Source organism: Erythrobacter litoralis, from assembly GCF_001719165.1.
Classification (GTDB): domain Bacteria; phylum Pseudomonadota; class Alphaproteobacteria; order Sphingomonadales; family Sphingomonadaceae; genus Erythrobacter; species Erythrobacter litoralis.
Genome location: NZ_CP017057.1, coordinates 495903 through 519860 on the forward strand (window position 1 = coordinate 495903; position 23958 = coordinate 519860).

At 66.3% G+C, this 23958-nt stretch carries 26 protein-coding genes; 13 read left to right on the plus strand and 13 right to left on the minus strand.

Going from position 1 to position 23958, the window contains the following annotated elements; genetic code table 11:
- The first annotated feature begins 70 nt into the window (after nucleotides 1–70).
- The 3 genes from Ga0102493_RS02300 to Ga0102493_RS02310 are packed head-to-tail and all read left to right on the plus strand — an operon-like array spanning nucleotide 71 to nucleotide 2248.
- Nucleotides 71–1153 carry a CaiB/BaiF CoA transferase family protein gene (locus Ga0102493_RS02300; protein WP_034905298.1) on the plus strand — a complete coding sequence of 361 codons (1083 nt, stop codon included), beginning with the start codon at nucleotides 71–73 and terminating at the stop codon, nucleotides 1151–1153.
- A complete protein-coding gene (locus Ga0102493_RS02305; RefSeq protein ID WP_034905301.1) occupies nucleotides 1153–1611 on the plus strand; it encodes a MaoC family dehydratase in 459 nt (152 codons plus the stop codon). Before Ga0102493_RS02300 ends, Ga0102493_RS02305 begins: the two co-directional genes overlap by 1 nt.
- Nucleotides 1612–1648: 37 nt before the next feature.
- Nucleotides 1649–2248, plus strand: coding sequence for an exopolysaccharide biosynthesis protein (locus Ga0102493_RS02310; RefSeq protein ID WP_034905303.1), 600 nt, complete (start codon nucleotides 1649–1651; stop codon nucleotides 2246–2248).
- Here Ga0102493_RS02310 and Ga0102493_RS02315 read toward each other — a convergent pair.
- From Ga0102493_RS02315 to Ga0102493_RS02330, 4 genes are read right to left on the minus strand one after another with little or no spacing between them, the layout of a single operon-like run.
- Nucleotides 2216–3667 (minus strand): efflux transporter outer membrane subunit, encoded by a 1452-nt coding sequence (locus tag Ga0102493_RS02315; RefSeq protein WP_034905306.1) that lies wholly within the window; start codon nucleotides 3665–3667, stop codon nucleotides 2216–2218. The two genes, Ga0102493_RS02310 and Ga0102493_RS02315, sit on opposite strands and share 33 nt — an antisense overlap.
- Nucleotides 3664–4656, minus strand: a complete 993-nt coding sequence (locus tag Ga0102493_RS02320) for an efflux RND transporter periplasmic adaptor subunit (RefSeq protein ID WP_051698227.1) — start codon at nucleotides 4654–4656, stop codon at nucleotides 3664–3666. Before Ga0102493_RS02320 ends, Ga0102493_RS02315 begins: the two co-directional genes overlap by 4 nt.
- A gap of 42 nt (nucleotides 4657–4698) precedes the next feature.
- On the minus strand, nucleotides 4699–5433 hold the full coding sequence (locus Ga0102493_RS02325) for an ABC transporter ATP-binding protein (RefSeq protein ID WP_081845717.1): 735 nt from the start codon (nucleotides 5431–5433) through the stop codon (nucleotides 4699–4701).
- Nucleotides 5430–6566 (minus strand): ABC transporter permease, encoded by a 1137-nt coding sequence (locus Ga0102493_RS02330; protein ID WP_034905308.1) that lies wholly within the window; start codon nucleotides 6564–6566, stop codon nucleotides 5430–5432. Before Ga0102493_RS02330 ends, Ga0102493_RS02325 begins: the two co-directional genes overlap by 4 nt.
- Nucleotides 6567–6658: 92 nt before the next feature.
- Here Ga0102493_RS02330 and Ga0102493_RS02335 point away from each other — a divergent pair, with 92 nt between their 5' ends.
- Together Ga0102493_RS02335 and ftsH are read left to right on the plus strand one after the other, a co-directional pair.
- Entirely contained in the window at nucleotides 6659–7297 is a 639-nt protein-coding gene (locus Ga0102493_RS02335; protein WP_034905310.1) for a TetR/AcrR family transcriptional regulator, read from the plus strand.
- Nucleotides 7298–7426: 129 nt separating this feature from the next.
- The gene (gene ftsH, locus Ga0102493_RS02340) at nucleotides 7427–9403 is read left to right on the plus strand and encodes an ATP-dependent zinc metalloprotease FtsH (RefSeq protein ID WP_034905312.1); all 1977 of its coding nucleotides are present in this window, start codon (nucleotides 7427–7429) and stop codon (nucleotides 9401–9403) included.
- A 70-nt stretch (nucleotides 9404–9473) separates the two neighbouring features.
- On the opposite strand, the gene Ga0102493_RS02345 is transcribed toward ftsH, so the two are convergent.
- The 4 genes from Ga0102493_RS02345 to Ga0102493_RS02360 form a co-directional block, all read right to left on the minus strand.
- Nucleotides 9474–10553: a DUF3667 domain-containing protein gene (locus Ga0102493_RS02345; RefSeq protein WP_034905314.1), complete on the minus strand. Its 1080-nt coding sequence runs from the start codon at nucleotides 10551–10553 to the stop codon at nucleotides 9474–9476.
- A gap of 112 nt (nucleotides 10554–10665) precedes the next feature.
- Complete coding sequence (locus tag Ga0102493_RS02350) at nucleotides 10666–11397, minus strand: ParA family protein (RefSeq protein WP_034905317.1); 732 nt, start codon at nucleotides 11395–11397, stop codon at nucleotides 10666–10668.
- Nucleotides 11398–11600: 203 nt separating this feature from the next.
- Entirely contained in the window at nucleotides 11601–11945 is a 345-nt protein-coding gene (gene rpoZ / locus Ga0102493_RS02355) for a DNA-directed RNA polymerase subunit omega (protein WP_034905319.1), read from the minus strand.
- Nucleotides 11946–12039: 94 nt separating this feature from the next.
- The gene (locus tag Ga0102493_RS02360) at nucleotides 12040–13551 is read right to left on the minus strand and encodes a replicative DNA helicase (protein ID WP_034905322.1); all 1512 of its coding nucleotides are present in this window, start codon (nucleotides 13549–13551) and stop codon (nucleotides 12040–12042) included.
- A gap of 148 nt (nucleotides 13552–13699) precedes the next feature.
- On the opposite strand from Ga0102493_RS02360, the gene Ga0102493_RS02365 reads away from it, so the two are divergent.
- Genes Ga0102493_RS02365 through Ga0102493_RS02375 form a run of 3 tightly spaced genes read left to right on the plus strand, consistent with a single transcriptional unit; the run spans nucleotide 13700 to nucleotide 15410 of the window.
- Nucleotides 13700–14233 (plus strand): UPF0262 family protein, encoded by a 534-nt coding sequence (locus Ga0102493_RS02365; protein ID WP_174544529.1) that lies wholly within the window; start codon nucleotides 13700–13702, stop codon nucleotides 14231–14233.
- Nucleotides 14234–14241: 8 nt separating this feature from the next.
- Complete coding sequence (locus Ga0102493_RS02370) at nucleotides 14242–14982, plus strand: glycoside hydrolase family 25 protein (RefSeq protein ID WP_034905324.1); 741 nt, start codon at nucleotides 14242–14244, stop codon at nucleotides 14980–14982.
- Nucleotides 14961–15410: a cytidine deaminase gene (locus tag Ga0102493_RS02375; RefSeq protein WP_236922279.1), complete on the plus strand. Its 450-nt coding sequence runs from the start codon at nucleotides 14961–14963 to the stop codon at nucleotides 15408–15410. The genes Ga0102493_RS02370 and Ga0102493_RS02375 overlap by 22 nt, the downstream gene beginning before the upstream one ends.
- A gap of 2 nt (nucleotides 15411–15412) precedes the next feature.
- Here the strand turns inward: Ga0102493_RS02375 and Ga0102493_RS02380 are convergent, their stop codons facing one another.
- The 3 genes from Ga0102493_RS02380 to Ga0102493_RS02390 form a co-directional block, all read right to left on the minus strand.
- Nucleotides 15413–16129, minus strand: a complete 717-nt coding sequence (locus Ga0102493_RS02380) for a DUF4197 domain-containing protein (RefSeq protein ID WP_150132399.1) — start codon at nucleotides 16127–16129, stop codon at nucleotides 15413–15415.
- A gap of 63 nt (nucleotides 16130–16192) precedes the next feature.
- On the minus strand, nucleotides 16193–17326 hold the full coding sequence (locus Ga0102493_RS02385; protein ID WP_034905329.1) for a M14 family metallopeptidase: 1134 nt from the start codon (nucleotides 17324–17326) through the stop codon (nucleotides 16193–16195).
- Nucleotides 17323–17961, minus strand: a complete 639-nt coding sequence (locus Ga0102493_RS02390) for a hypothetical protein (RefSeq protein WP_051698228.1) — start codon at nucleotides 17959–17961, stop codon at nucleotides 17323–17325. The genes Ga0102493_RS02385 and Ga0102493_RS02390 overlap by 4 nt, the downstream gene beginning before the upstream one ends.
- A 113-nt stretch (nucleotides 17962–18074) precedes the next feature.
- Here Ga0102493_RS02390 and galE point away from each other — a divergent pair, with 113 nt between their 5' ends.
- The 3 genes from galE to Ga0102493_RS02405 all read left to right on the plus strand — a co-directional run bounded on the left by galE (nucleotide 18075) and on the right by Ga0102493_RS02405 (nucleotide 20034).
- Nucleotides 18075–19109, plus strand: coding sequence for a UDP-glucose 4-epimerase GalE (gene galE / locus Ga0102493_RS02395; protein WP_034905331.1), 1035 nt, complete (start codon nucleotides 18075–18077; stop codon nucleotides 19107–19109).
- 87 nt (nucleotides 19110–19196) lie between these two features.
- Nucleotides 19197–19322, plus strand: coding sequence for a type B 50S ribosomal protein L36 (gene ykgO / locus Ga0102493_RS02400; RefSeq protein ID WP_034905333.1), 126 nt, complete (start codon nucleotides 19197–19199; stop codon nucleotides 19320–19322).
- 100 nt (nucleotides 19323–19422) lie between these two features.
- Nucleotides 19423–20034: an HAD family hydrolase gene (locus tag Ga0102493_RS02405; protein WP_034905336.1), complete on the plus strand. Its 612-nt coding sequence runs from the start codon at nucleotides 19423–19425 to the stop codon at nucleotides 20032–20034.
- A 117-nt stretch (nucleotides 20035–20151) separates the two neighbouring features.
- Here the strand turns inward: Ga0102493_RS02405 and Ga0102493_RS02410 are convergent, their stop codons facing one another.
- Nucleotides 20152–20487, minus strand: a complete 336-nt coding sequence (locus Ga0102493_RS02410; protein WP_034905338.1) for a CC_3452 family protein — start codon at nucleotides 20485–20487, stop codon at nucleotides 20152–20154.
- 220 nt (nucleotides 20488–20707) lie between these two features.
- Between Ga0102493_RS02410 and Ga0102493_RS02415 the strand changes: the two genes are divergently transcribed.
- Entirely contained in the window at nucleotides 20708–21277 is a 570-nt protein-coding gene (locus tag Ga0102493_RS02415; protein WP_034905536.1) for a winged helix-turn-helix transcriptional regulator, read from the plus strand.
- Between the two features lie 40 nt (nucleotides 21278–21317).
- A complete protein-coding gene (gene recQ, locus Ga0102493_RS02420; RefSeq protein ID WP_034905340.1) occupies nucleotides 21318–23099 on the plus strand; it encodes a DNA helicase RecQ in 1782 nt (593 codons plus the stop codon).
- Here the strand turns inward: recQ and Ga0102493_RS02425 are convergent.
- On the minus strand, nucleotides 23089–23949 hold the full coding sequence (locus tag Ga0102493_RS02425; protein WP_150132400.1) for a hypothetical protein: 861 nt from the start codon (nucleotides 23947–23949) through the stop codon (nucleotides 23089–23091). The genes recQ and Ga0102493_RS02425 overlap by 11 nt on opposite strands.
- Nucleotides 23950–23958 lie beyond the last annotated feature (9 nt).

A 23958-nucleotide genomic window follows, 5' to 3' on the forward strand; every position in this document is an offset into this window, starting at 1 on the left:
ATGGCCTAGCAGAACCCCTTGCCCTACCTCTTGCCACGCGCCAAAAGCCGTCCACGAGAGGAGTATCTGAATGAGCGCAGCCAAGGGGCCGCTTTCCGGCCTGAAAGTCATTGAGTTCAGCGGGATCGGTCCGGGTCCGCATGTCGCCATGCTGCTCGCCGATCTGGGCGCGGAGGTTGTGAAGATCGAGCGGCCCGGCAGCGCGGCGTCGAACCCGGTCGTAGAGCGCGCCCGGCACCGGGTCCAAGTCGATTTGAAGAGCGAGGAGGGTACGGCCTTCTGCCGCGAGGCGGCGGCTAAGGCGGACGTCCTGATCGAAGGTTTCCGCCCCGGCGTGATGGAGCGGCTCGGGCTCGGTCCCGATGAACTGCTCGCCGCCAGTCCGCGTCTTGTCTATGCCCGGATGACCGGCTGGGGGCAGGACGGCCCGCTAGCCCACGCGGCGGGCCACGACATCAATTACATCGCCCTGACCGGCGCGCTCTCGGCGGTGGGGAAAGCGGGTGAACCCCCGGTCCCGCCGCAGAACCTCGTCGGCGATTTCGGCGGCGGGTCGATGTATTGCGCCTTCGGGATAATGGCCGCGCTCTACGAGCGCGAACGTTCGGGCAAGGGGCAGGTGGTCGATGCGGCGATCGTCGACGGCGCGACCAGCCTGATGAGTTTCTTCTTCGGAGTACGCGGACGGCCCTTCATTACCACTGAAAGGGGCAAGGGTATGCTCGGCGGGGCGGCGCATTTCTACCGCTGCTTTACCTGCGCCGACGGGAAGGACATCTCATTGGGCTCGATCGAGCCGCAATTCTATGCCGAGATGCTGGCGAAAGCGGGTGCGCCAGTCGAGCTTGCCGAGGGGCAGATGGACTTGTCGAAATGGGACGAAAACGGCGAAAAACTCGCTGTGCTGTTCAGGACGAAGACCCGTGACGAATGGTGCGAACTTCTCGAAGGGACGGATGCCTGCTTCGCCCCGGTGCTCGACATGGACGAGGCGCGCGAACATCCCCACATGAAAGCGCGCGAGACCTTCGTCGAACATGAAGGCGAATGGCACACCGCCCCCGCCCCGCGTTTCAGCCGGACGCCGGGCGCGGTCCGGTCGAGCGCCGAGGACGGGGCCGAGGTGGTCGCCCGCTGGAAGGCGGGCACCTGATGGCGGGCAAGTACTTCGACGAATGGCAGGTGGGCGAACGGATCGAGCATCCGATCCGCCGCACCGTGACGGAAACCGACAATCTCCTGTTCTCGACCATGACCCACAATCCGCAGCCGCTCCACCTCGATGCCGAGGCGGCGAAGGCCAGCGGGTTCGGGCAGATCCTCGTCAATTCGACCTTCACCTTCGCGCTGTTGGTCGGCCTGTCGGTGGGCGAAACGACATTGGGCACGCTGGTCGCCAATCTCGGCTTCACCGATGTCGTGACGCCCAAGCCGGTGTTCATCGGCGACACTCTGCACGCTGTGACCGAGGTGAAGGAATTGCGCGACAGCAAGTCGCGACCCGATGCGGGGATCGTCACCTTCCTCCATGAAATGGTGAACCAGCGTGGCGAGACCGTGTGCCGCTGCGAGCGCACGGCGCTGCTCCAGCGCACACCTTCGGGGACCTAACCGTGCCGCGTTCGTTCCTTTTTCGGAAGGAACGCGCATGGCCGAGGATCAAAGTCGCAGCGTCAGGTCGATCGGCGACGTCGTCGACGGCATCGAGGATGTCGCTGAGCGCGAGGATGCGGTCGGCGTGGGCGATCTCGCCCGCGAATTCGGCAGCCGCAGCTTCGCGCCTTTCATGCTCATCCTCGCGCTGGTCGGGATCACGCCGGTCGGGACGATCCCCAGTGTTCCAACCTTCATCGCGCTTTCGATCGCCCTGGTCGCCGGGCAGCAGGCCTTCGGGCGCGAGGCGATCTGGCTGCCGGACTTCATCCGGGGCCGCTCGGTCGGGTCGGGCAGGCTGAGCAAGGGCGAAAGCAAGCTCCACAAGGTTGCGGATGTGCTCGACCGTCTTGCAAAAAAGCGCCTCACCGCCTTCGCCAGCGGGCCGGCGCTGCGCGTCGTCGCTGCGCTGATCGTCGTACTGTGCTGTTTCGTGCCGGTGCTCGAGTTCGTGCCCTTCGCTGCCGCCGGGCCTTTCCTCGCCATCGCTCTCCTGTCGCTCGCCATGCTGGTGCGCGACGGGCTGGTGATGCTGATCGGAGGCGCGCTTGCAATCGCGGCGCTATTCTACGGCGGCACCACCCTCGCTTGGTGATGCGGCCGGCGGATCGCCGCCCAGCGCCTGCCACAGCAGCACCCGCGCGCGCCGGGCCCGTCCGATCGCCGCTGCCGCGCGTTCGCCGCTCGCATCGGCGGCGCGGCGCGCTTCCAGCACCGTGAGGAAATCGGCCAGCCCTGCGCGGTAACGCACATCGGCGAGCGCGGCGGCGCGATCGAGCTGGTCACGCTCGCGGACCGCCTTCTGCGCCTCTTCATCGCTCGCTTCGATCAGGCCGTAGGCGGCCTCGGCATCGCCCAGTGCCTGGAACACCGCGCCGCGATAGGCCGCGAAGGCGGCGCGCTTGCCCGCTGCGGCGCTGTCGATTTCGGCCTCGATCCGCCCGAAATCGAGCAGCGGCCCGGCCACTCCGGCAGTAAGGTTGCCGACGATCGAATTGCTGTCGAACAGGTTCTCGGGGTCGAAGGCGAGCAGGCCGATGACCGCCGAAAGGGTGAGCCGCGGAAACCGCGCGCGCGCCGCGGCGGCGAGATCGGCATCGCTCGCGGCCAGTTCCGCGCTCGCGGCGAGTACGTCGGGGCGGTTGGCGAGCAATTCGGAGGGCAGCGCCATCGGCGCTTCGGGGACTTCGGCGGCGGGTCCGGTGGCAGCGAGGGCCGAGGAGACGCCCGCAGCGTCCATGCCCGTCAGCGCCACCAGCCGCCCGACGATCCGCACCCGCTCGCTTTCGAGAGCAGCGAGCCGCGATCCCGAGGCGCTCGCCTGCGCCTCGGCACGGACCCGGTCGAAGCCAGGGGCGAGTCCAGCCATCTCGCGCGTGGCGGCAAGCGCGGCGAGCCGCGACGCTGCCGCTTCGTCCGCCTCGAGCGCGGCGCGGCGCGCATCGAGCGTGCGCCAGTCGATCACGCTCGCGGCGATCTCGGCCAGCAGCGCGTTGCGCACCGCTGCTGCCTGCGCGCTCGAAGCGTCGATCCGGGCGAGCGCAGCTCGTTCTTTCGCGCGCAGCTGGCCGAAAAGGTCCGGGTCCCAGCTTGCCGCGACATTCGCGCCATATTGCGTGAGGTTGCGCGGGATCAGGCCGCTTGCTCCAGCTTCGCCGAACTGCGCAGGGTTGATGCGCTGTTCGCGCAGGCTCGCATCGGCGGTGACATTGGGCAGGCGTTCCGCCCCGGCGCGTGCCGCGCGACCGCGCGCCAGATCGATCCGGGCGAGCGCTTCGGCAAGGCTCGGAGCGCGTTCCATCGCCGTTTCGGCAAGGGCGGCGAAGGCTTGGTCCTCGCGTGGCAGCAGGCTCGCCAGCGATGCGCCCGTCTCGCCCGTGGGAGCGTGGAAGAAAGCGCCGGGAAGCTCGGGCGGCGGCGTCGCGATCTCGGGCGCAGGCTTGAGACCGCAGGCGCCGAGCGCAAGAGGCAGCGCGAGCGCGAGCGCAAGCCGGGGGGAGGGGCGCGGCGTCACTCCTGGCCGCCCTTTGCCGGGATGAAGGCATCGACCTGCTGCCCGACCCGGAATGCTTCGGCTTCGGGCACATCGGAGGGAAGCGCATAGATCAGCTGGAGCACGCGCACATCGACCCTCTCGGCTGCGCTGTTCGTCAACTGGCGCTTGGGCACGACCTGCGGTTCGGCGCGCACGAAATTCGCACGCACCTGGATTTTTGCCGCCCCGCGCGGGGAGATGATCGCGGGCGCTCCGATCCTCACCCGCACCGCCTCGTTCTCGTCGATATCGACGCGGACGTGAAGCGGGTCCGTCCGGCCCATCTGGATGAAGGGCACGCTGCTGCCTCCGCCCTGCGTGGCGACGAATTCGCCCGGGCGGATATTGACCGCGAGGATCTCGCCCGCGATCGGCGCGCGCACTGTCAGGCGGTCGAGTTCGGTGCGCACGCTCTGGGCACGAGCCTGCGCAACGGAAAGCCGTGCGCGGGCGAGTTGGAGCCGGCTGGCCGCGGCGGCTTCCTCGCCCTCGGCGCGGATCACCTCAGAGCGGCTGACGGCGGCCGGGTCGTCGATCTCGCGGTAGAGCGCGAGCTGTTCGCGCGCCGTCGCCCGTGCGGCGCTTGCCTCGGCGATGGCGGCATGCGCCTCGCGGATCGCTGCTTCGGCTTCGGCGAGCTGGGCCCGTGCGGCGCGCGGATCGACTGTGAACAGCGTCTCGCCCGCCGTCACCATATCGCCCGGCTCGACCCGGACGGATGTGACGAGGCCGGACAGGGCCGAGCCGATATCGATGATTTCGCTCGCCGGTTCGACGAGACCGGTGCCTGCGACGCGCGGACCTTCGGCAAGTGCGCCGGCGGGCTTGGGCGGCTGTTCAGCAGGCTCGCTGGTGGTGCGGTCGGGAAGGATCGAGGCGATGTAGAGTACGCCGAAGATGATGCTTACAAGCGCGAGCAGCGGCAGCACCTGGCGGGAGAAGCTCACATTAGCGGGAAGAAGGGACATGCGTTTCTCGGCGGATGGGGAACTGGAAAAAGCGGCGGGGCATCACTGATCCTCGGGCATGTCGGCGCCGTCATGAATGACGCGTCCGTCCTCGAGCACGAGGATGCGGTCGGCGAGATCGAAGATGCGGTTGTCATGTGTCACGATGATGCAGGCCCGGTCCTCGGCCACTGCGACTTCGCGAAGCAGGTCCATTACCCGCCTGCCGGAGCGTGCATCGAGCGCGGCGGTCGGCTCGTCGCACACCACGAGGCGCGGTTCGTGGACAAGCGCGCGGGCGATCGCGACGCGCTGCTGCTGGCCGCCCGAAAGCTGGTTGGGCAGCTTGTCGGCCTGGTCGGCGATGTTGAGCTTGTCGAGCAGCGCCTTCGCCCGCTCGCGCGCCTCGCTCACACCCATCCCGCCCGCGATCAGCGGCACGGCGGCATTGGCGGCGACATCGATCGAGGGGATGAGATTGTACTGCTGGAATATAAAGCCGATGTTCTTCAGGCGAAAATTGACGAGTTCCGTATCGGAAAGGGCGTAGATGTCGGTGCCGAAGACCCGCACCTCTCCTTCGGTCGGCCAGAGGATGCCGCACATGATCGAGATCAGCGTCGTCTTGCCCGACCCGCTCTCGCCCACGACATAAGTCATTTCGCCCGAACGGATGTCGGTGTCGATCCCGTGGAGGACGCGGATCGTCGTTTGTCCCGCCTCGAAATCGCGCACTATGCCGCGCGCGCTGATCGCGGCTTCATGCGTGCGGGCAGGGGCGGGCGCGGACGCGCTCAACGGAACACCGCCGCCGGTTCGGTGCTGAGCACGCTGCGCAGGCCCAGCCAGCCGGTAAGCGCGAGGATCAGCACCACCGCCGCCAGGCTGAGGAGCGGGATCTGCCAGGGGATGTAGAAACCCTTGAAGGTCGGATTGCCTGAAAAGGCCCAGATGAAGGCGACCGTGCCGACCACGCCGAGCGCATAGCCGATCGACCCAACCATCGCCGCCTGCGCGGCGACCATCCGCACGATCTTGGCATTGGTGACGCCGATCGCCTTCAGCGCGCCGAACTGCCTGATATTGTCGCGGATGAAGAGGCTGAAGGTCAGTCCCACGATCGCCACCCCGACGATGAAGCCCAATGCCACGGTGATCCCGAAATTGAGCGGGATGCCGGTGTTCTCGATGATGAAGTCGATCCCGCTCTGTGCGAACTGGGGGCGGGTCACCGCCTTGAGGCCGGTCTGCCGCTCGATCCGCGCGGCGACCGCCTGTGCCGTTTCGCCTTCGCCCACCCCGGCGAGCACGAAAGTGAGCCGGTTGCGCGTCCCTGGGACATAGTTCAGCGCGCGGCTGTAGGTTGTGTAGAGCGTGACCTGGCTCGTGAAGGTTGGGATCGAATCCGTCACGCCCCTTATGACGGCGCGCTGGTCGTTGAGTTCTAGCCGGGCGCCGATCGGCTCCTCTTCGGGGCCGAACAGGTTGAAGACGCCGAAATCGTCGATCAGCACCGTGTCCGGCTGATAGAGAATGCGCTTGTCGCCGATGACCAGCCGTTCGGGCAGGCCGATCAGCGTGGCATCGTCCACCCCGATGATCTGGACCCCTTCGAGATCGCCCGTGCTGGTGCGCACCGAGGCCGGCGCGCGCAGGTGGGGAACGGCCCATTCGACGCCTTCGACCGAGCGCACCTCGTCGAGCGCGGTCGAGGGCATGGCATAGTTCACCTCGGTCGTGCGGCTGACCGGGTCCATCACCCAGATTTCCGCCTCGGGAGCGTTGTAGACCCCGCTCGCCCCGCGTTCGACCAGATTGACGAAGATCGTCAGCTGCTGAGTGATGAGCAGCGTCGAGAAGGCGATACCGAACAGCAGGCCGTAGAATTTCTGGGCATCGCCGGTCAGCATTCGGATGGCGATCCAGAGCATGCGAGGAACCTTCTGTCCGTGGCGGGCTTGTGTGATGGAGCGACTCGCGCCATTATTGAACGGCATCGTTTAATTGAACGGGGTCGTTCATTTTGTCAATCGCTTCTCCGCCACCTGCATCGAAAAGGATCGGTCGCCCGTCCGACAGGGCGAAGCGCGCGGCGATTCTCGAGGCTGCGACCGACAGCTTCTTCGAACATGGTTTCGCCGCCACTTCGATCGAACAGGTCGCCGCCCATGCAGGCGTTTCCAAGGTCACCATCTACAATCATTTCGGCGACAAACGCGCATTGTTCGCCGCCTCGGTCGAGTGTGAATGCGAAAAGATACGGGGCCATTTCTCGATCGAGCAGGCGAGGGAGGGCACCATCCGCCAGCGCCTCGAAGCGATCGGCAAGGCGATGGTCGCCTTCCTTTCGCGCCCCGAGATGATCCAGTTCGAACGGCGGATCGCGGCGGAGACCGAAACCGATCCGGACATCGGGCGCGCCTTTCTCGAGGCCGGGCCCTGGCGCATGAAAAGCGCCTGCGCGGCGTTTCTGCAACATGCGTCGCAGGCGGGCGAACTTGCTGTCGACGATCCGGCGAGCGCTGCAGAGCAATTCGTCTCGATGTGCAAGGGCATGGGCGATCTCGACCGCCGTTTCGGCGCGCCTGCCGACCCCGGCGAAAGCCTTCGGCGGATCGAACGGGCGGTCGATGTCTTCCTGGCAGCCTACGGCCCGCGCTAGCGTCGCCGGAGGCATCATCGAAAATCCGCAACCGAGCCCGCGAAAAAGCGCACGTTGCACGCGGTCACGCATTGTCTTGCCATTCATTCGCGCGGACCTACATTATCAGCTGAGAAAGGAATCCAGCCGATGGCCGACCAGAACGATCCCAACCAGCAGCCTCCCGAGGGGCCGAACCCCTGGGTGAAGCAATTGATGATCTGGGGCGGGATCTTTCTCGCCCTGCTGCTGGTCGTCTCCCTGTTTGGCAATGCCGGCCAGCCTTCGGGCACGCAGATCCGCTATTCCGAATTCCGCGAGGCGGTGATCGAGGGCGAGGTCCAGGAAGTGCAGCTCGGTGAGGACATGATCACCGGCACGCTGCGCAACAACGAGACGTTCCAGACGGTCCCGGTTCCCAACGACGCGGAAATCACCCGCCTGCTGGAAGAAAACGGCGTCGAATTCTCAGGCAAGCCGCGCGAGGGGCAGAACGTGCTCCTGTTCCTGCTGATCCAGTCGCTGCCGTTCATCCTGATCCTCGGCATCGCCTTCTTCGCCCTGCGCCAGATGCAGAAGGGCGGCGGCGGCGGCGCGATGGGTTTCGGCAAGTCCAAGGCCAAGATGCTGACCGAACGGTCGGGCCGCGTCACCTTCGAGGATGTCGCGGGCATCGACGAGGCGCGCGAGGAATTGCAGGAGATCGTCGAATTCCTGAAGGACCCGCAGCGCTTCTCCAAGCTGGGCGGCCAGATTCCCAAGGGCGCGCTGCTGGTCGGTTCGCCCGGTACCGGCAAGACCCTGCTCGCCCGCGCCATTGCGGGCGAGGCGGGTGTTCCCTTCTTCACCATTTCGGGTTCGGACTTCGTCGAGATGTTCGTCGGCGTCGGCGCGAGCCGCGTGCGCGACATGTTCGAACAGGCCAAGAAGAACGCGCCCTGCATCGTCTTCATCGACGAAATCGACGCCGTTGGCCGTTCGCGCGGTCACGGGCTCGGCAATTCGAACGATGAACGCGAGCAGACGCTGAACCAGCTCCTCGTCGAGATGGACGGTTTCGAGGCTAACGAAGGCATCATCATCATCGCGGCGACGAACCGCCCCGACGTGCTCGACCCCGCGCTGCTGCGTCCGGGCCGCTTTGACCGCCAGGTCGTGGTTCCGATCCCCGATATCGACGGGCGCGAGAAGATCCTCGGCGTGCACATGAAGAAGGTCCCGCTCGCCCCCGACGTGAACCCGCGCACCATCGCGCGCGGCACGCCGGGCTTCTCGGGTGCGGACCTCGCCAACCTCGTGAACGAGGCCGCCCTGCTCGCCGCGCGCCGCAACAAGCGGCTGGTCGCGATGCAGGAATTCGAGGACGCCAAGGACAAGGTCATGATGGGCGCCGAACGCCGCTCCATGGTCATGACCGACGACGAAAAGAAGATGACCGCCTATCACGAGGCCGGCCACGCGATCGTGTCGGTCCACGAAGAGGCGTCGGACCCGATCCACAAGGCGACGATCATCCCGCGCGGCCGCGCGCTGGGCATGGTGATGCGCCTGCCGGAGCGTGACAGCTACTCCTACCACCGCGACAAGATGCACGCGAACCTGTCGGTCGCGATGGGCGGGCGCGTGGCGGAAGAGATCATCTTCGGCCACGACAAGGTCAGCTCGGGCGCGTCCTCGGACATCCAGTACGCGACCGATCTGGCGCGCAACATGGTCACCAAGTGGGGCATGAGCGACAAGCTCGGCCCGCTCCAGTACGAGAGCAGCCAGGAAGGCTATCTCGGCATGGGCCAGACCCAGCGCACCATGGCAGGCGCCGAGACGAACAAGCTGATCGACGCCGAGATCAAGTCGCTGGTTGAAGGTGCACACAAGCGTGCGACCGATATTTTGACCAAGAACGAAGAGCAGCTCCACCTGCTTGCCCAGGCGATGCTCGAATACGAGACACTGACCGGCGACGAGATCAAGACGCTGCTGGAGACCGGCAAGATCGACCGTCCGAACGAGCCGAGGGGCCCGGCCTACACCCGGCCGCCACACGGCTCGGCGATCCCCAAGGCGGGCAAGCGCTTCGGCGGCAAGGGCGCCGAGGATGCAGGCGGACCCGAACCGCAGGGCGCCTGAAACCAGGCTTCACCGTAACACGACAAAGGGCGTCCGGAGCGATCCGGGCGCCCTTTTCGCATGCGCCGTCTCAGAACCCTCCGAGCAGGAACAGCGCCTGGAGAAAGAGCATCAGGACGAACAGGATGAAGACCAGCAGGGCGAAAAACCGCCACAGGGTTGAGAAGCGCGACAATCCGTAGCTGTACTTCATATGCTTGTAGACATGGAGTGGCGCTGCGGTGGCGAAGAGCAGGACGGTCCAACCCAGTTCGAGACCCGCCGCATTGAGCAGCGAGAGCGTGATGAAAAGGAGCGACATGAAGGAGAGCGAATAGGTCACGAAGATCGCGTGGTCATAGGCCTTGAAGCTCCTCCGCCATGCGAAGAGAAGCCAGACGAAGGGGATCGAGAGCGGGATCAGCAGCCAGCTGAACTTGTAGCCGTTCGCCTGCAGCTTGTAGAGCATGAGACCAGGATTATCGCGCCATTTCTGGACGATACCCTCGTCGATGAAGTCGACGCCGGTCACCTGCAGCTTCAGATCGCGCAAATCCAGCGCGGCGTCGGGGTCCGGATCCTCGCTGACCTGTTCCGATTTCCCGTTCGAGCCCATGCCGGCTTCGATGCGTTCGACAAGGCGTAATTCGTTTTCGAGTTCAGCGCGTCGCGGATCGCCCTCCTCAAGCGCTTCGATCTGGGTGCGAAGCTCGCTCGCCGCCTCGGCGCTCCTGTCCTGGATCGCCAGCGCGGCGCGGTCGACCTCGATGTTTGTCGGCGTCGAAATGCCGACCATCTGGAACACCGCGAACATGGCGAAGACGCTGAACAGGAACATCGACATCGGGCTGACGAAGCTCGCGCGTTCGCCCTCGATGTAGCGGCGCGTCAGCTTGCCCGGACGGAAGGCGAGCAGCGGCAGCGTGCGCGACAGCTTGCCGTCGAGATGGAGCACGCCGTGGACGAGATCGTGCGCGATCGCGGTAAGGGTGCGATGGATATGCGCCTTCTGGCCGCAATTGGGGCAGTAATTCCCGATGAATACGGCGGCGCAATTGGCGCAGGTGACACTCTCCCCATGGTCGGCAAGGCGGCCGCGCACGGGTTCGACGGCGCCGCCGACCAGCGCGCCCTCGACGACGCCTCCCAGTCCTTCCGTCACATCGCTCATCAATTGGTCCCGCCTCGACATGGAAAGTCAAAGGCGGATCTGCGGTGCAGGCGCCCCCGCATCCTTATAGGCTGCCTGGTTGGGATGCCAAATCCGCGCACCGCTCAGAGCCTCACTTGTCGGCGAGCTTGCGCTCGATCGCGGCCCACAGATGGGCAAAGGCGCGCGCCGCTGGCGCGCGCGGGGCGAAGGCGCCGACGGGTCTGCGTTCGACCGCGCATTGCTCGATCGCGCTCGCAAGCGGGACGACGGGCCAGTTCCGATTGGTCTCGCGCGCCTGCTTGTGCAGCGTCCGGCGAAGATCCAGCATCGAAAGCACGGGCAGGATCGGAGGGTGCCCCTTGCCCGAACCGCGCACCTCATCGACCACGAGATCAAAGGCACGCGCGGAAAGCGGGGAGGGCGGCAGGGGCACGATCACCAGATCGGCGGCGCGCATCACCTGCGAGCTCACCTCGTTGAGAACCGGCGGGCAGTCGAACACGATCCGGTCGTAATCCCTGCCCAGCGTCTGGGTCAGCTTGGCGAGGCGCTTCTTCTTGCCGAGCGTGTCGAACTGCCGCCCGAGCGTGCGAATGCTTTCGTCGGCGGGGAGCAGATCGAGGCCCTTGTAGGCGGTCTTCTGGATCAGCTTTGCGGGATTGCGCTCCGCTGCGAAGACGGTGTCGGCGCTGCGCTTCTTCTTGGGATCGACCCCAAGCAAAAAGCCCGAGCCGTTCGAGGCGTCGAGATCCCACAGCAGGGTGCGCCGCCGCGATATCTGCGCCGCGCACCAGGCGAGATTGACCGCGAAGGTCGTCTTTCCGACACCGCCCTTGACGCTGTAGATCGCGATCGTAGCCATGAGGCCGCTGGCGCTCCTTTGCCGCCGGTCCGTTGTTGCAATTCGGTTACATCGGATCGGGTTACATCTTCGCGGGCCAAAGGCAAGCTGCTGCCCGATCGGGTCAGAATGTTGTCATTCGGCGCAAGATGATGCCACAAAGAAAAAGGCCGCCACAAGGACGGCCTTTCACCTGTTTCAATTCGCGTCGGGGCGCCGGGCGCTCAACCGTCGTAATCCGCCCCGATCGAGGTCGAACGGGTCGGAGCCGAGGCGGTAATGCGCAGCGCTTCGGCCGACTGACTGAGCGAACCGATTTCGTCGGCATCGTCCTCGTCGTCTGGCAGGATCTTCTGCAGGCTGACCACGAGCGATTCCTGCAGGTCCTTCGGGCGGACCGTCTGTTCCGCAACTTCGCGCAGGGCGACGACCGGGTTCTTGTCGCGGTCGCGGTCGACGGTCAGTTCGCTCCCGCCGGAGATTTCGCGCGCGCGCTGGGCGGCGAGCAGGACGAGGTCGAAGCGGTTCGGAACCTTGTCGACGCAATCTTCAACGGTAACGCGTGCCATGGGCGTGTCTCTTCATGTCCGGAGGCTACGGGAAAGCTTGTCAGCTAGGCGCGAGGGGGGGCGATGTCAAGGATTCGAGCCTTTCCCCGCAGGCCTATTCATAGCCGTAATCCGAATAGTCGCGCGTGTTGGGCGCCGTGAACTTGGTGATCTCGCTCTGGAAATGGAGCGGGATGTTGCCGGTCGAACCGTGGCGCTGCTTGGCGACGATCAGCGTCGCCTTGCCGACCAGTTCCTCGTGCTTTTCCTCCCAGGCGCGGTATTTTTCCCTGACCTCTTCCGAGGAGGAGCCGTCCGGCGTGTCGGGCTTTACCAGCAGGTGGTAATAGTCCGAGCGGTAGATGAACCAGACCATGTCGGCGTCCTGTTCGATCGAGCCCGATTCGCGCAGGTCGGAAAGCATCGGGCGCTTGTCGTCGCGCTGTTCGACCGCGCGCGAAAGCTGCGAGAGCGCGATCACCGGAACCGACAGTTCCTTGGCCAGCGTCTTCAGCCCCCGGCTGATTTCGGAAATCTCGTTCACGCGGTTGTCGTTCGCCCGGCCCGAACCCTGGAGCAGCTGGAGATAGTCGACCACGATCAGCCCGATATCGTGCCGCCGCTTCATCCGCCGCGCGCGGTTGCGCAGGGCGGCGATGGTGAGCGCGGGCGTGTCGTCGATATAGAGCGGCAGCTCGGAGAGGCGCTGGCTGGCGAAGGAGAGCTGCTGGAATTCCTCCCGCGTGAGCTTGCCGCTGCGCAGCGATTCCGAGGAGATCTCGGCCTGTTCGGCGAGAATGCGGGTGGCGAGCTGGTCGGCGCTCATTTCGAGACTGAAGAAGGCGACGGGCGCGCCATAATTGAATTCGCCCCCTTCCGAGAGCCAATTGAGGTGTTCCTCGGCGCAGTTGAAGGCGATGTTGGTGGCAAGCGACGTCTTGCCCATGCCCGGACGCCCCGCGAGGATGATGAGGTCGGAATTGTGAAGACCGGCGGTCTTCGTATCGATCGTCGAGATGCCCGTCGTCTTGCCCGACAGTCCGCCGCCCGAATTGAGCGCGGCCTCGGCCATCTTGAGCGCGGTCATCGAGGCTTCGCGGAAGGTCGAGGCCTCGCTCCCGGTCTCGGCGCCCTCGGCGACCTTGAACAGGTCCGCCTCGGCCTGTGCGATGCGGTCCATCGGGTTCACGTCCTGCGACGTGTCGAGCGCGCCCTCGACCAGCCAGCGCCCGACCGTCACCAGTTCGCGCAGCAAGGCAAGATCGTAGATCTGCTGAGCCAGTTCGCGCGGGGCGAGCAGGCCCGCCCCGCTTGCGGTCAGCTGCGCGAGATAGCTCGTTCCGCCTAGGTCCTTGAGCGCCTCGTCCGCCTCGAAATAAGGGCGCAGGGTCACCGGCGAGGCGGTGGCGTTGCGGTCGATCAGCGTCAGCACGCGTTCGTAGATGCGCTGGTGGACCGGCTCGAAGAAATGCTCGGGACGGATGGGAACCTGCAGTTCCTCGATCACCCGATTGTCGATCAGGACTGCGCCGAGAAAGGCGGCTTCGGCCTCGAGATTGGAAGGCAGCTTGCGCGTTTCGGGCGATTCGTCGGAGCTGACGAGGGAGAGCTTTTCGGGTTCGGGCATGCCCACCCCATGCGCCCTGCCACCGCGCCGTGGCAAGACCTCTGGGGCCGAATATATTTTTCGCGTGGCCGCTTGCCACTGTGGATAGCGGGGATTGGGAATCGAAGTGCTTGAATAACCTCCCCGCGATCTGCGAAGGCATCCCTTCATGTCCACTCCGCCGCCCGATTCTGACCTTCCGCCCGCACCCGGCTCGTCCGCAGGCGCGCACCGGATCGTCCATATCTCGCTCGATGAGGAGACGATCCTGTGGCGCAATGCGGATGTCGAACAGGAACGGCGCGTGGCGATCTACGACCTGATCGAGGAGAACACCTTCAAACCGGTTCGCGCCGCCGAGCGCGGGGCGAAGGGTCCCTACCGCCTGCATCTGTCGGTGCGCGACGGGCGGCTCGCCATGGATATCAGCGACGAGGCCGAAGCCCCGCTGGAGACGCTGCTGATCGGACTCGCCCGGTTCCGCCGTCCGATCCGCGAATACTTCGCGATCTGCGACAGCTATTACCAGGCGATACGCAAGGCGACCCCGACTGAGATCGAGACGATCGACATGGCCCGGCGCGGCATCCACAACAACGCTGCCGAATTGCTGCTCGAACGGCTCGAAGGCAAGGTCGAGACCGATTTCCCGACAGCGCGCAGGCTCTTCACGCTGATCTGCGTCCTCCACATCAAGGGCTAGGGCGCTCCATGACCAAGCCGAGGCTCAGGAATGCGCGCCGCCGCAAGGTCGGAGCGGGCGGACGGATCATCCGCCTGCTGTGGCAGGGCTTCGCGCTGGTGGTGCTGGTGACGATCCTCTATTCCGCCTGGCTGTGGGTCGACATGCGCAGCTGGCAACCTGCCGAGGAGGCCTATCCCGAACAGGGCGCTGCGATCCGCAGCGGGGTTGCGGCCACGCGGTTCGAGACGCTGCGGGCGCTTGGAGCGCAGTTCGTCTACCTCGAACTCGCGCCGAGCGGCGCCGAGCCCGATCCCGGATTCCCCGCGCGGCTGGCGGCAGCGCGCGAGGCGGGGCTGAAAGTCGGGCTCGTGTTTCCCTTTGACCTGTGCACCCGGGCGGACCCGCAGAGCGCGCGTTTCACCCGGATGGTGCCGCGCGATGCCGACTTTCTGCCGCCGGCCCTGAGCCTGCGGATCGGGCGCATTCCCTGCACCCCGCCGATGAGCGATGCCGCGGTCGAGAGCGAGCTCATGACGCTCATCAACCAGGTCGAAATGCATGCCGGGCGGCCCGTCATCCTGAAGGTGGGGCCCGCATTCGAGCAGAAATACCGCATTGCGGGCCGGATCGAGCGCAATCTGTGGCTTATCCGCGACCGCGCCGAGCCGGACTATGCCGGGCGGCCATGGCTGCTATGGAGCGCGAATGGCGGCCTCATGACCGAGGCTTCGGAGGATCCGGTCGAATGGGTGGTGGTGCAGAAATGACGCTAGAGGAGGCGCAGGCCGACGCGCTGGTCAGGGCAGCGCGCGAGGCAGCGCGCAACGCCTATGCGCCCTATTCCGACTACAGTGTCGGGGCCGCGCTCCTGTTCGAGGACGGCGCGGTCGTGACCGGCTGCAATGTCGAGAATGCGAGCTATGGTCTTGCGCTTTGCGCCGAGACGGTCGCGGTAGCGAAAGCGCTGGGCGAGGGGCGTCGCGGCGGACTGGTCGCGGTCGCGGTGACGGGGCCGATGGACAAGGGAGACGGCGCGCCGATCACGCCCTGCGGGCGCTGCCGTCAGGTTCTGAACGAGATCGCGCAGCTTGGCGCAACCGATCCGCTGGTGCTGTGCGTCGGCAACGATCGGACCGATGGCGTCCGGCTGTCGGATCTGCTGCCGCGCGCCTTCGGGCCGGCCAATCTCGCCTGAGATCACTCCCTGCCGAGCAGGTCTCCCAGCGCGCCGCCGAGATTGCCGATAGGGTCCCTGCGGAACGCGCGTTCCTCCCTGCCGATATAGGCGAAAATGCCGTCCAGCGCCTGCTCGCTCACCGAGCGGTTGATGCTTTCGCGGCTGAGCCCGGCATCGCGGATGAAACCGTACTTTTCGGCAAGCCCGTCGAACTGGTCATAAACGCCGGCCTCGCCCAGCGCATCGTCTATCAGCGGCTCGAGCTTGCCGGATAGCGCGTCGTTCGAGGAGCGGCGCAGATATTGCGTGCCGCCGTCGCTTTCGGAGACGATGGCGGGCGCGTCCTGCCATGACAGGTCGTCGATCGCCTCGCGGAAGATCGGTTTGGCTTCTCCTGCTGCCGTTCCCGCGGCATCGTTGATGCTGCGGGTGATCCCGCCGAGCACTCCGAGCCGGTCGCCCGCCTGCATGAGCCTGCCGAGCAGCCCGGAGGACGCACCGCCGACAATGGGAAGGGCGATGCGGATGTTCTCGTCATCGTAGAACGCACCGGGCCGCGCGAGCTTGTCGAGCGCGCTGTCGGTCGCCCGACCGAGGATCGAGGACAGGCCGAGGCCCTGTGCGCGGGCTGCGCCCGGGGCGACGATGCCCGCGATGGTGCAGGCGGCCAGCCCGGCAACGACCAGGCGGCGATCAGCGCTGAAGCCGCGGCGCATTGTGAGACGTCGGTCCTTCATTCCGGCAAACTCCCCTCGTTGCCCCCGTGGTGAGCCTATCACACGGGCCGCGAGAGGAAAGCGTCAGCGCGTCTCGATCCACTCGACCAGCGCCGCGAGGCAATCGCGCGCCAGCATCTTGCAGCGTTCGGGCGACCAGCCCTGCTCGGGCTCGGGGAAATCGGCCAGGTCCTTGTAAGGCATCTCCAGCGTCATCGCGCAGGCACCGAAGCGTTCGGCCACCTGGTTCGTGCTCATGGAAAGGTTGCCCTTGCCGGGCGGGGCCTTGGGATAGCCGAGCTTCGTCTGGAAATCGGGCGTGCGGCGGTCGAGGATGCGCTGGTAGCGGTAGAAGCCTTCGCCCTGGTCGTCGGTCCAGGACGGAATGCCTTCGAACCCTGCGAGAAAGACCGCCGGAATCGCCTCGTCCCCGTGCACGTCCATCGCGAAATCGACCCCGGTCTCGTCCATCTTCGCGAGGATCGCGGCCACTTCGGGCGACTTTTCGGCGCTGGGTGAAGCCCATTCGCGGTTGAGGTTCGTGCCTGCCGCATTGGTCCGCAGGTGCCCCCGGCGCGATCCGTCCGGATTGCAGTTCGGCACTATGTGGAGCCGGCAGTGCCTGCGCAGCGCGCGCGCCACCGGATCGACCGGGTCGGTAAGGCATTCGAGCGCGCCTTCCATCCACCATTCTGCCTGCGTCTCCCCCGGATGCTGGCGGGCATAGAGCCACACTTGCATCGCCCCTTCGCCCATTTCGAGCATGTCGAGCGGTTGGCCGTCGAGCGTCTCGCCGAGCCGGACCAGCTCCACCCCCTCGCTCGCCGACGCCTCGGCGACGAGATCGTGATGCCGCTCCATCGAATAGGGTGCGAAATAGGCGAACCAGGCGACGTTCGAGGCGGGCGTGTAGCGGATCGTGAGCGTTCCGTTCGCCTCGTCCTTGTCGAAGCTGCTCGCGGCGCGCGCCCAGTATTCGCGGTCTTCCGACACGCATGCGTCATAATCGGGCCATCCACCCGGATAGGCGCTGCCGTTGAGGCCGGTGAGCTTCAGTTCGATTTCCTCGCCCGCAGCGCCGGCGACGCGAAAATGAAACCACTGTGCGAATTCGGAATTCTCATCCTTGCGGAGCGCAAGGCGTGCGGTCCGGCCTTCGATGGACAATACCTCGATGTTCCCGCTGTCGAAGGCGGAATCGATGGCGATATGGGTCATTCGGTTCCTTCAAGGTCGCTCACGTCGATGGTGACGGTCTCGCCATTGCCACCAGGAAAGTCACGGAACAAGGCCGCAGCCAGCGTCCGCGCCGAAGCGCCGGTATCCGTGTAAGGGGATTTCATCGAGGTCTCGAGCTGGGCGCGCCCTTCCCACAGGCTCTCGCCCGCCGGGCCGAGAATGCGCACCGCAAGATCGGTAACGACACGCGGGCCGTCACTGCCGCCGCCGAGATTGATCCCGACGCCGACACCCACGCCCGACCCGAAGCCGCCGGTCTGCCCCCCGACCCCGACATTGACCGGCGAGCGCCTTGTGCCCGCGCCCTGGATCGGTTCGCGGCCGGTTCGGACTGTCGCGGTCTGTCCCGCCGTGCCGGGCTGGTTCGCGATCGTGTAACCGAGTTCTCTCAGCTGCGCGGCGACCGCGGCCTCGAACGTCGCGCGGGCATTCTTGTTCGACATCTCCTCTGGAAAGACGATCGCGATCGCTCCTTCGCCAAGCTCGGCGCTGCGCTGTTCGGCCACGAAGCGGGTGACCTCGACCGGTCCGGTGTAGACATTGGTGCAGCCAGCGAGGGCGAGGGTGGAAAGAGTCGCTGCAAGCAGCGTGCGGGACGGGGGGATGATGCGCATGGGACTTCCTTTCTCGGGTCCGACTATAGCCACCTCGCATGCTCGCGCCATGATCGCTTTAGCAAGTGCGGAGATTCATGGTTTATGAAGATCGCCGTGCTAAGAACGCGCAGATGGACAGGACGAACTCCCCCGTACTCGTGACAGGCGGTGCCGGCTATATCGGCAGCCACGCCGTGCTTTCGCTAAAGGATGCAGGCTGGCCGGTCAGCGTCATCGACAATCTTTCGACCGGTTTCCGCTTCGCCGTGCCCGAAGGCGTGCCGCTTTATCAGGGCGATATCGAGGACGGCGCGCTGCTTGAGCGGATCTTTGCCGAACAGGGCATGGGCGATGGGCGCGGCGCGATCATGCATTTCGCAGGGTCGATCGTGGTGCCCGAAAGCGTCGCCGACCCGCTCAAATACTACCGCAACAACACGGCAAAGAGCCGCGCGCTGATCGAATCGGCGGTGCGCGCGAGCGTGCCGCATTTCATCTTCTCCTCGACCGCGGCGACCTATGGCATCCCCGAGGTCTCGCCCGTGAGCGAGGACGCGCCGCAATCGCCGATCAATCCTTATGGTTGGTCGAAGCTGATGACCGAACGGATGCTGGCCGACACCGCCTGCGCGCACGCGATCAATTACTGCGTGCTGCGCTATTTCAATGTCGCCGGGGCCGATCCTGACGCGCGCAGCGGACAATCGACCGCAGGCGCGACGCATCTCATCAAGGTCGCGGTCGAGGCGGCGCTGGGCAAGCGCGACCATGTCAGCGTCTTCGGCACCGATTATGCGACGCCCGACGGGACGGGGGTGCGCGACTACATCCATGTGAGCGACCTTGCCGCGGCCCATGTCCTCGCGCTGGAGGCGCTGATCGATGCGCCGGAACGCTCGATGACGATGAATTGCGGCTACGGGCGCGGCTTTTCGGTTCTCGAAGTGCTCGACGCGCTCGACCGGCTGACGGGCGAGGCCGTGGAGCGGCGCTTCGAGACGCGGCGCGCGGGCGACCCCGATTCGCTCGTCTCCGACCCTTCGCGGATCCGCGCGACCCTGCCCTGGACCCCGCGATTTGACGATCTCGAGACGATCATTTCCCACGCGCTCGCATGGGAGCGCAGGCTCGGCGAGATAAGCGAAAGGCAGGCGGTGAATGGTTGACGCGCGGGGCTGCTGGCGCTAACGGGCGTGCAAGAGTTGACCGAGCCGGGATGCGTCTCGGCGCTTTTTGTTTGGAAAGACACGACGATGAAGATCCGCAACAGCCTGAAGTCGCTGAAGAAGCGTCATCGCGATTGCCGCGTCATTCGGCGCCGCGGTCGCACCTACGTCATCAACAAGACCAACCGCCGTTTCAAGGCCCGCCAGGGCTGATTCGGCCTGAGCGTCCGGCTCCGCGACAGCGGACGGCTGGATTGGTTCAAGCGGCCCGCCTCCCCCCGGAGCGCGGGCCGCTCGCCGTTTGGGGGCTATCATGACTGACGACAATCGCGCAGCCGTGTTCGACGTGGGCCGGGTGCTGTTCCAGTGGCAGCTGCGCGCCCTGTTCGAAAAGCTGATCGACGATCCCGAACGGCTCGACTGGTTCTGCACCCATGTTGTCAGCGAGGAATGGCACTTCCAGCACGATCGCGGCACCCCGCTTGCCGAAATGCTGCCCGCGCGCATGGCCGAGTTTCCCGAGCATGCCCTGCTCATCGCCGCCTATGCCGCGCGCTTCAACGAGACCGTGCCGGGCGAGGTCGAGGGGGTGCACGACATCGTCCGCCGTCTCGCGGAGCGCGGCGTGCCGCTTTACTGCCTGACCAATTTCGGGGACGAGCTGTTCGCCCGGTTCCGGCCCGCACAGCCGATCTTCGATCTGTTCGAGGACATCGTCGTTTCGGGGACGGAGCGAATCGCAAAGCCCGATCCGCGCATCTACGAAATTCTCGAACGGCGCAGCGGTCGCCCCGGCCGCGCGCTGTTCTTCACCGACGACAATCCCGCCAATGTCGAGGCAGCGCGCGCCCGCGGATGGGACGCGCACCTCTTCACCGATGCCGCCACGCTCGAGGCGCAGCTGGCCGCATCAGGCCTGCTCTGAGACGAAAATGCCCCCGGAAGCGCGCCCGGTTGGGGGAGGGGCGCGCGCCGGGGGCGGGAAGTCGCCCGCTGTGGAGAGGTGTGCGGGCGGGGGGGATCAGGAAAGGCGAGTTGCGGCTCAGTTGCCGTTGCACTTTGCCAGCTTGTCGGCTTCGAGTTCCTTGCCGCGCGCGGTGAAGGCCGTGATTTCGCCGAATTCGCGGTTGAGGTCGCGGCAGACGTTGATTGGGCGCGACGTGCCCTTGTTGGCGACGCAGATGTCGTTCTTGCAGGCCCAGGCGACGCCGCCGGCGACCGCGCGCTCGTCGCTCGCCGGCTGGGCGAGCTTGGCGATGTAATAGGGCCCGTCCTTGGCTTCGAGCGGGGCGGGTGCGGTGGCGACGCCGAAGACCGCAGCCGTGTAGGCGAGCGCGGCGACGAAGATCGAGAGGCGATTGGTGCGGGAGAGGGTCATTGGCTTGGTCCTTTCGCAGGCGGGTCTTCGAATTGTTTTTTGCAGTGCAACGTTTCGATTCGAAACTCATTGCACGAGCCCCACTAGCTCACCATGTTGTAAGTTGCAACTCGAAACCTAAATTTATTTCCGTCTCGGCTGCAGCACGACAATTTGCCAGCGCCGCGAATGCGGCTAGAGTGCGACGGCTTTCGAAAAAACAGATGCGAGAGGAATGGACATGGGCGATGTAAGGGAGCCGCTGCGCGATCTCATCGAATGCGGCCTGCCGCAGGCTCTCGAGGTCATGGGTGAACGCTGGTCCTTCATGATCCTGCGCGCGAGCTTCAACGGCCTCAAGCATTTCGAGGAATTCCTGAGCGAGCTCGGGATTGCCCGCAACATCCTCTCCAATCGCCTCGCCAAGCTGGTCGAGCACGGCATCCTGCGGCGCGAACCGTGCGAGGACGACCGGCGCAAGATCGAATACCGCCTCACGGCCAAGGGCTTCGACCTGCTCCCCGCGATGATCGCGCTGCGTCAGTGGGGTCAGAAATACGGCAGCGAGCCGGTCAAGGAGGACCCCGTGCTTGTCGATGCGCGCGATCGGCTGCCGATCGGTCCGGTCTCCATCCTGGCCCATGACGGCCGGATCCTCAGCCATGAGGATCTCTGGCTGACGCGCCGCATCGATCTCGGCAGGCGCGCCGACGGCACCGTGGCCGAGCCGGGAGCCGGCCTCGCGCGCGGCGACGTCGCCGATCTCGACGCCGCCCGGAAAGCTCCGGACCGGAAATCCGCCGCAGGGTGATTTTTCGCCCGCCGAACCCGCTTTCAGAAACAGGTGAGACATGAGCCGGGTCGCCGCGGCGGACGTCCACGACATCCTGCGCCGCACTTTCGGCTTTTCCGGCTTTCGCGGGCAGCAGGAGGCGGTCGTCACCCGCGTACTCGCGGGGCTGCCGACGCTCGCCCTGATGCCGACGGGGGCGGGCAAGTCGCTCTGCTATCAGCTCCCCGCGCTCGCGCTCGACGGCACGGCCATCGTCATTTCGCCCCTGATCGCGCTGATGCACGACCAGATCCGCGCCGCCGATGCGCTCGGCATCCGCGCCGCCTCTATGACCTCGGCCGATGCCGACAACGCCGCGACCGCCGAGGCGCTGCGGGCCGGCGAACTCGACCTCCTCTATGTCGCGCCTGAACGTGCCACCACGCCCGGTTTCGAAGCGCTTCTGGCGCAGGCGCGGCTGTCGCTCTTCGCGATCGACGAGGCGCATTGCGTGTCCGAATGGGGGCACGATTTCCGGCCCGATTACCGGATGCTGCGCCCCGTGCTCGACCGATTTCCCGATATCCCGCGTCTCGCGCTCACCGCGACTGCGGACGAAGTGACGCGCAGCGACGTGCTGCGCCAGCTCGGCATACCCGAAGACGGCCTGATCGTCGCCGGCTTCGATCGGCCCAACATCCGCTATGCCATCCATCCGCGCGGCAATGCGGGCCAGCAGGTCGCCGATTTCGTGAAACGCACGAGCGGGGCGGGGATCGTCTACGCCACCAGCCGCGCCGCGACCGAGCAGATCGCGCAGCATATCGCGAAGACGGGTCGCCCGACCAGCTTCTACCATGCCGGCCTGCCCCCTGAGCGGCGCAGCGCGGTGCAGGCCCAATTCGTCGGCTCGGAGGACATGGTGATGGTCGCGACCATCGCCTTCGGCATGGGGATCGACAAGCCCGACGTGCGCTTCGTCGTCCATGCGGGCCTCCCCAAATCGATCGAAGCCTATTACCAGGAAACCGGCCGCGCCGGGCGCGACGGGGACCCGGCGGAAGCCGCGCTGCTGTGGAGCCCCAACGATTTCGCCCGCGCCCGCCAGCGCCTGTCCGAGGTTGAGGAGCATCGCCTCGCCAGCGAGCGCGCCCGGCTCGACGCCCTTGCCGGGCTGGTCGAGACACCGGGCTGCCGCCGCGCGATCCTCCTGAAGCATTTCGGCGAGGATCCGCCCCTAGCCTGCGGCAATTGCGACAATTGCGACAACCCGCCCAAGGTCGTCGATACGACCGAGCTCGCGCGCAAGCTGCTTTCTGCGGTGTACCGCACCGGGCAGAGCTTCGGCATGGGCCATGTCGAGAAGGTCCTGCTCGGCCGCGAGGATGATCGCGTGCGCCAGCGCGGGCATGACAGTCTGTCCGTCTACGGCATCGTCGGCGAAGACGAGGCGCCGCTGCTGCGCCCGCTGATGCGCAGCCTCACGGCGCACGGCATGCTGGTGACGACCGAACATGGCGGCCTCGCGCTGGGACCGTCGGCGCGCGCGGTGCTCAAGGGCGAGCGGCCGGTCGCCATTGCCGAACCCCCGGCGAAGAAGCGCCGCAAAGCCCGCACGCAGGCGGCGAACCCGATCGGCGATCCGCTGTTCGACGCGCTGCGCGCCAAGCGCAAGGAGCTGGCGAGCGAGCGGGGCGTGCCCGCCTATGTCATCTTCCACGACAGCGTGCTGCGCGACATGGCGACGCACCGGCCCGAAACGCTGCGCGAACTGGGCGAATTGCAGGGCGTGGGCGCCAAGAAACTGGAGACCTACGGGGCCGAATTCATCGCCGTCATCCGCGAATCCTTCAGCGCCTGACGACCTGCCGGTAGTCGATCCTTATCCGCACCCACGACCCGACCTGGGAACGGCCACCGACGACCGCGGGACGCACGCGGAATTGCCAGGTGGCCGCCAGCACGGCGCGCCCGATCTGCGATCCGGACGGGTTTTCGCCGAGCAGTTCGCAATCCTCGACCCGAAAATCGGGAACGGTCCTGCACACGATCAAGGCGCTGCCCGGGCCCGAGGCGGTCGAGAGATAGCCGGCGAGTTCCTGCCGCGTGGGTTCGCGATACCAGCGCGCGGCATACATCGGCTCGCCATTGGGCGCGGTCCCGACGCGTTCGCTGTCATTCGCAGCGCCTGGCGGGCCGGTATCGGCCGGACCGTAGTTACGGCCGGGCCGGATCACCGCCTTCGGGGGGGAAGGCCGCTTTTCCGGCTGGGCCGCGGGCGGGGCGGGCGGCGGGGAGGGCTGGGGGGACGGGCGCAGCGGCACCGGCGGCTCCAGGGCAGAGGGAAGCGGCACTTCGGGCGGTTCGAGCGGTGGCTGCTCCGCCCGCTCCGGTTCGGGAGGCCGCGGCACCGGCTCGACCTCGCTTTCGGCGGCCTCAGGCACTGCTTCCTCGACCGCTGGAGCGGTCTCCTCCTGCGCCACGTTGCGCGCCTCGAACGTCACCGGTGCGGGCGAATCGGGATCACCCTGGGTGACATTCCACCCGAGCGTCAGCAGCAGGGCGATGATCGCCAGTTCGGCGAGGATCGTCGCCGCGATACCGGCGACCCGGCGGCGGAGCGCGCCATCATCCGCGCCGCCGGCTGCAGGAAACGGCGCGGAATGATCGGCTGGAGGCTGATGGGCGGGGGGCAAGGAAAGTCGGGGCAAGCTCGGCTC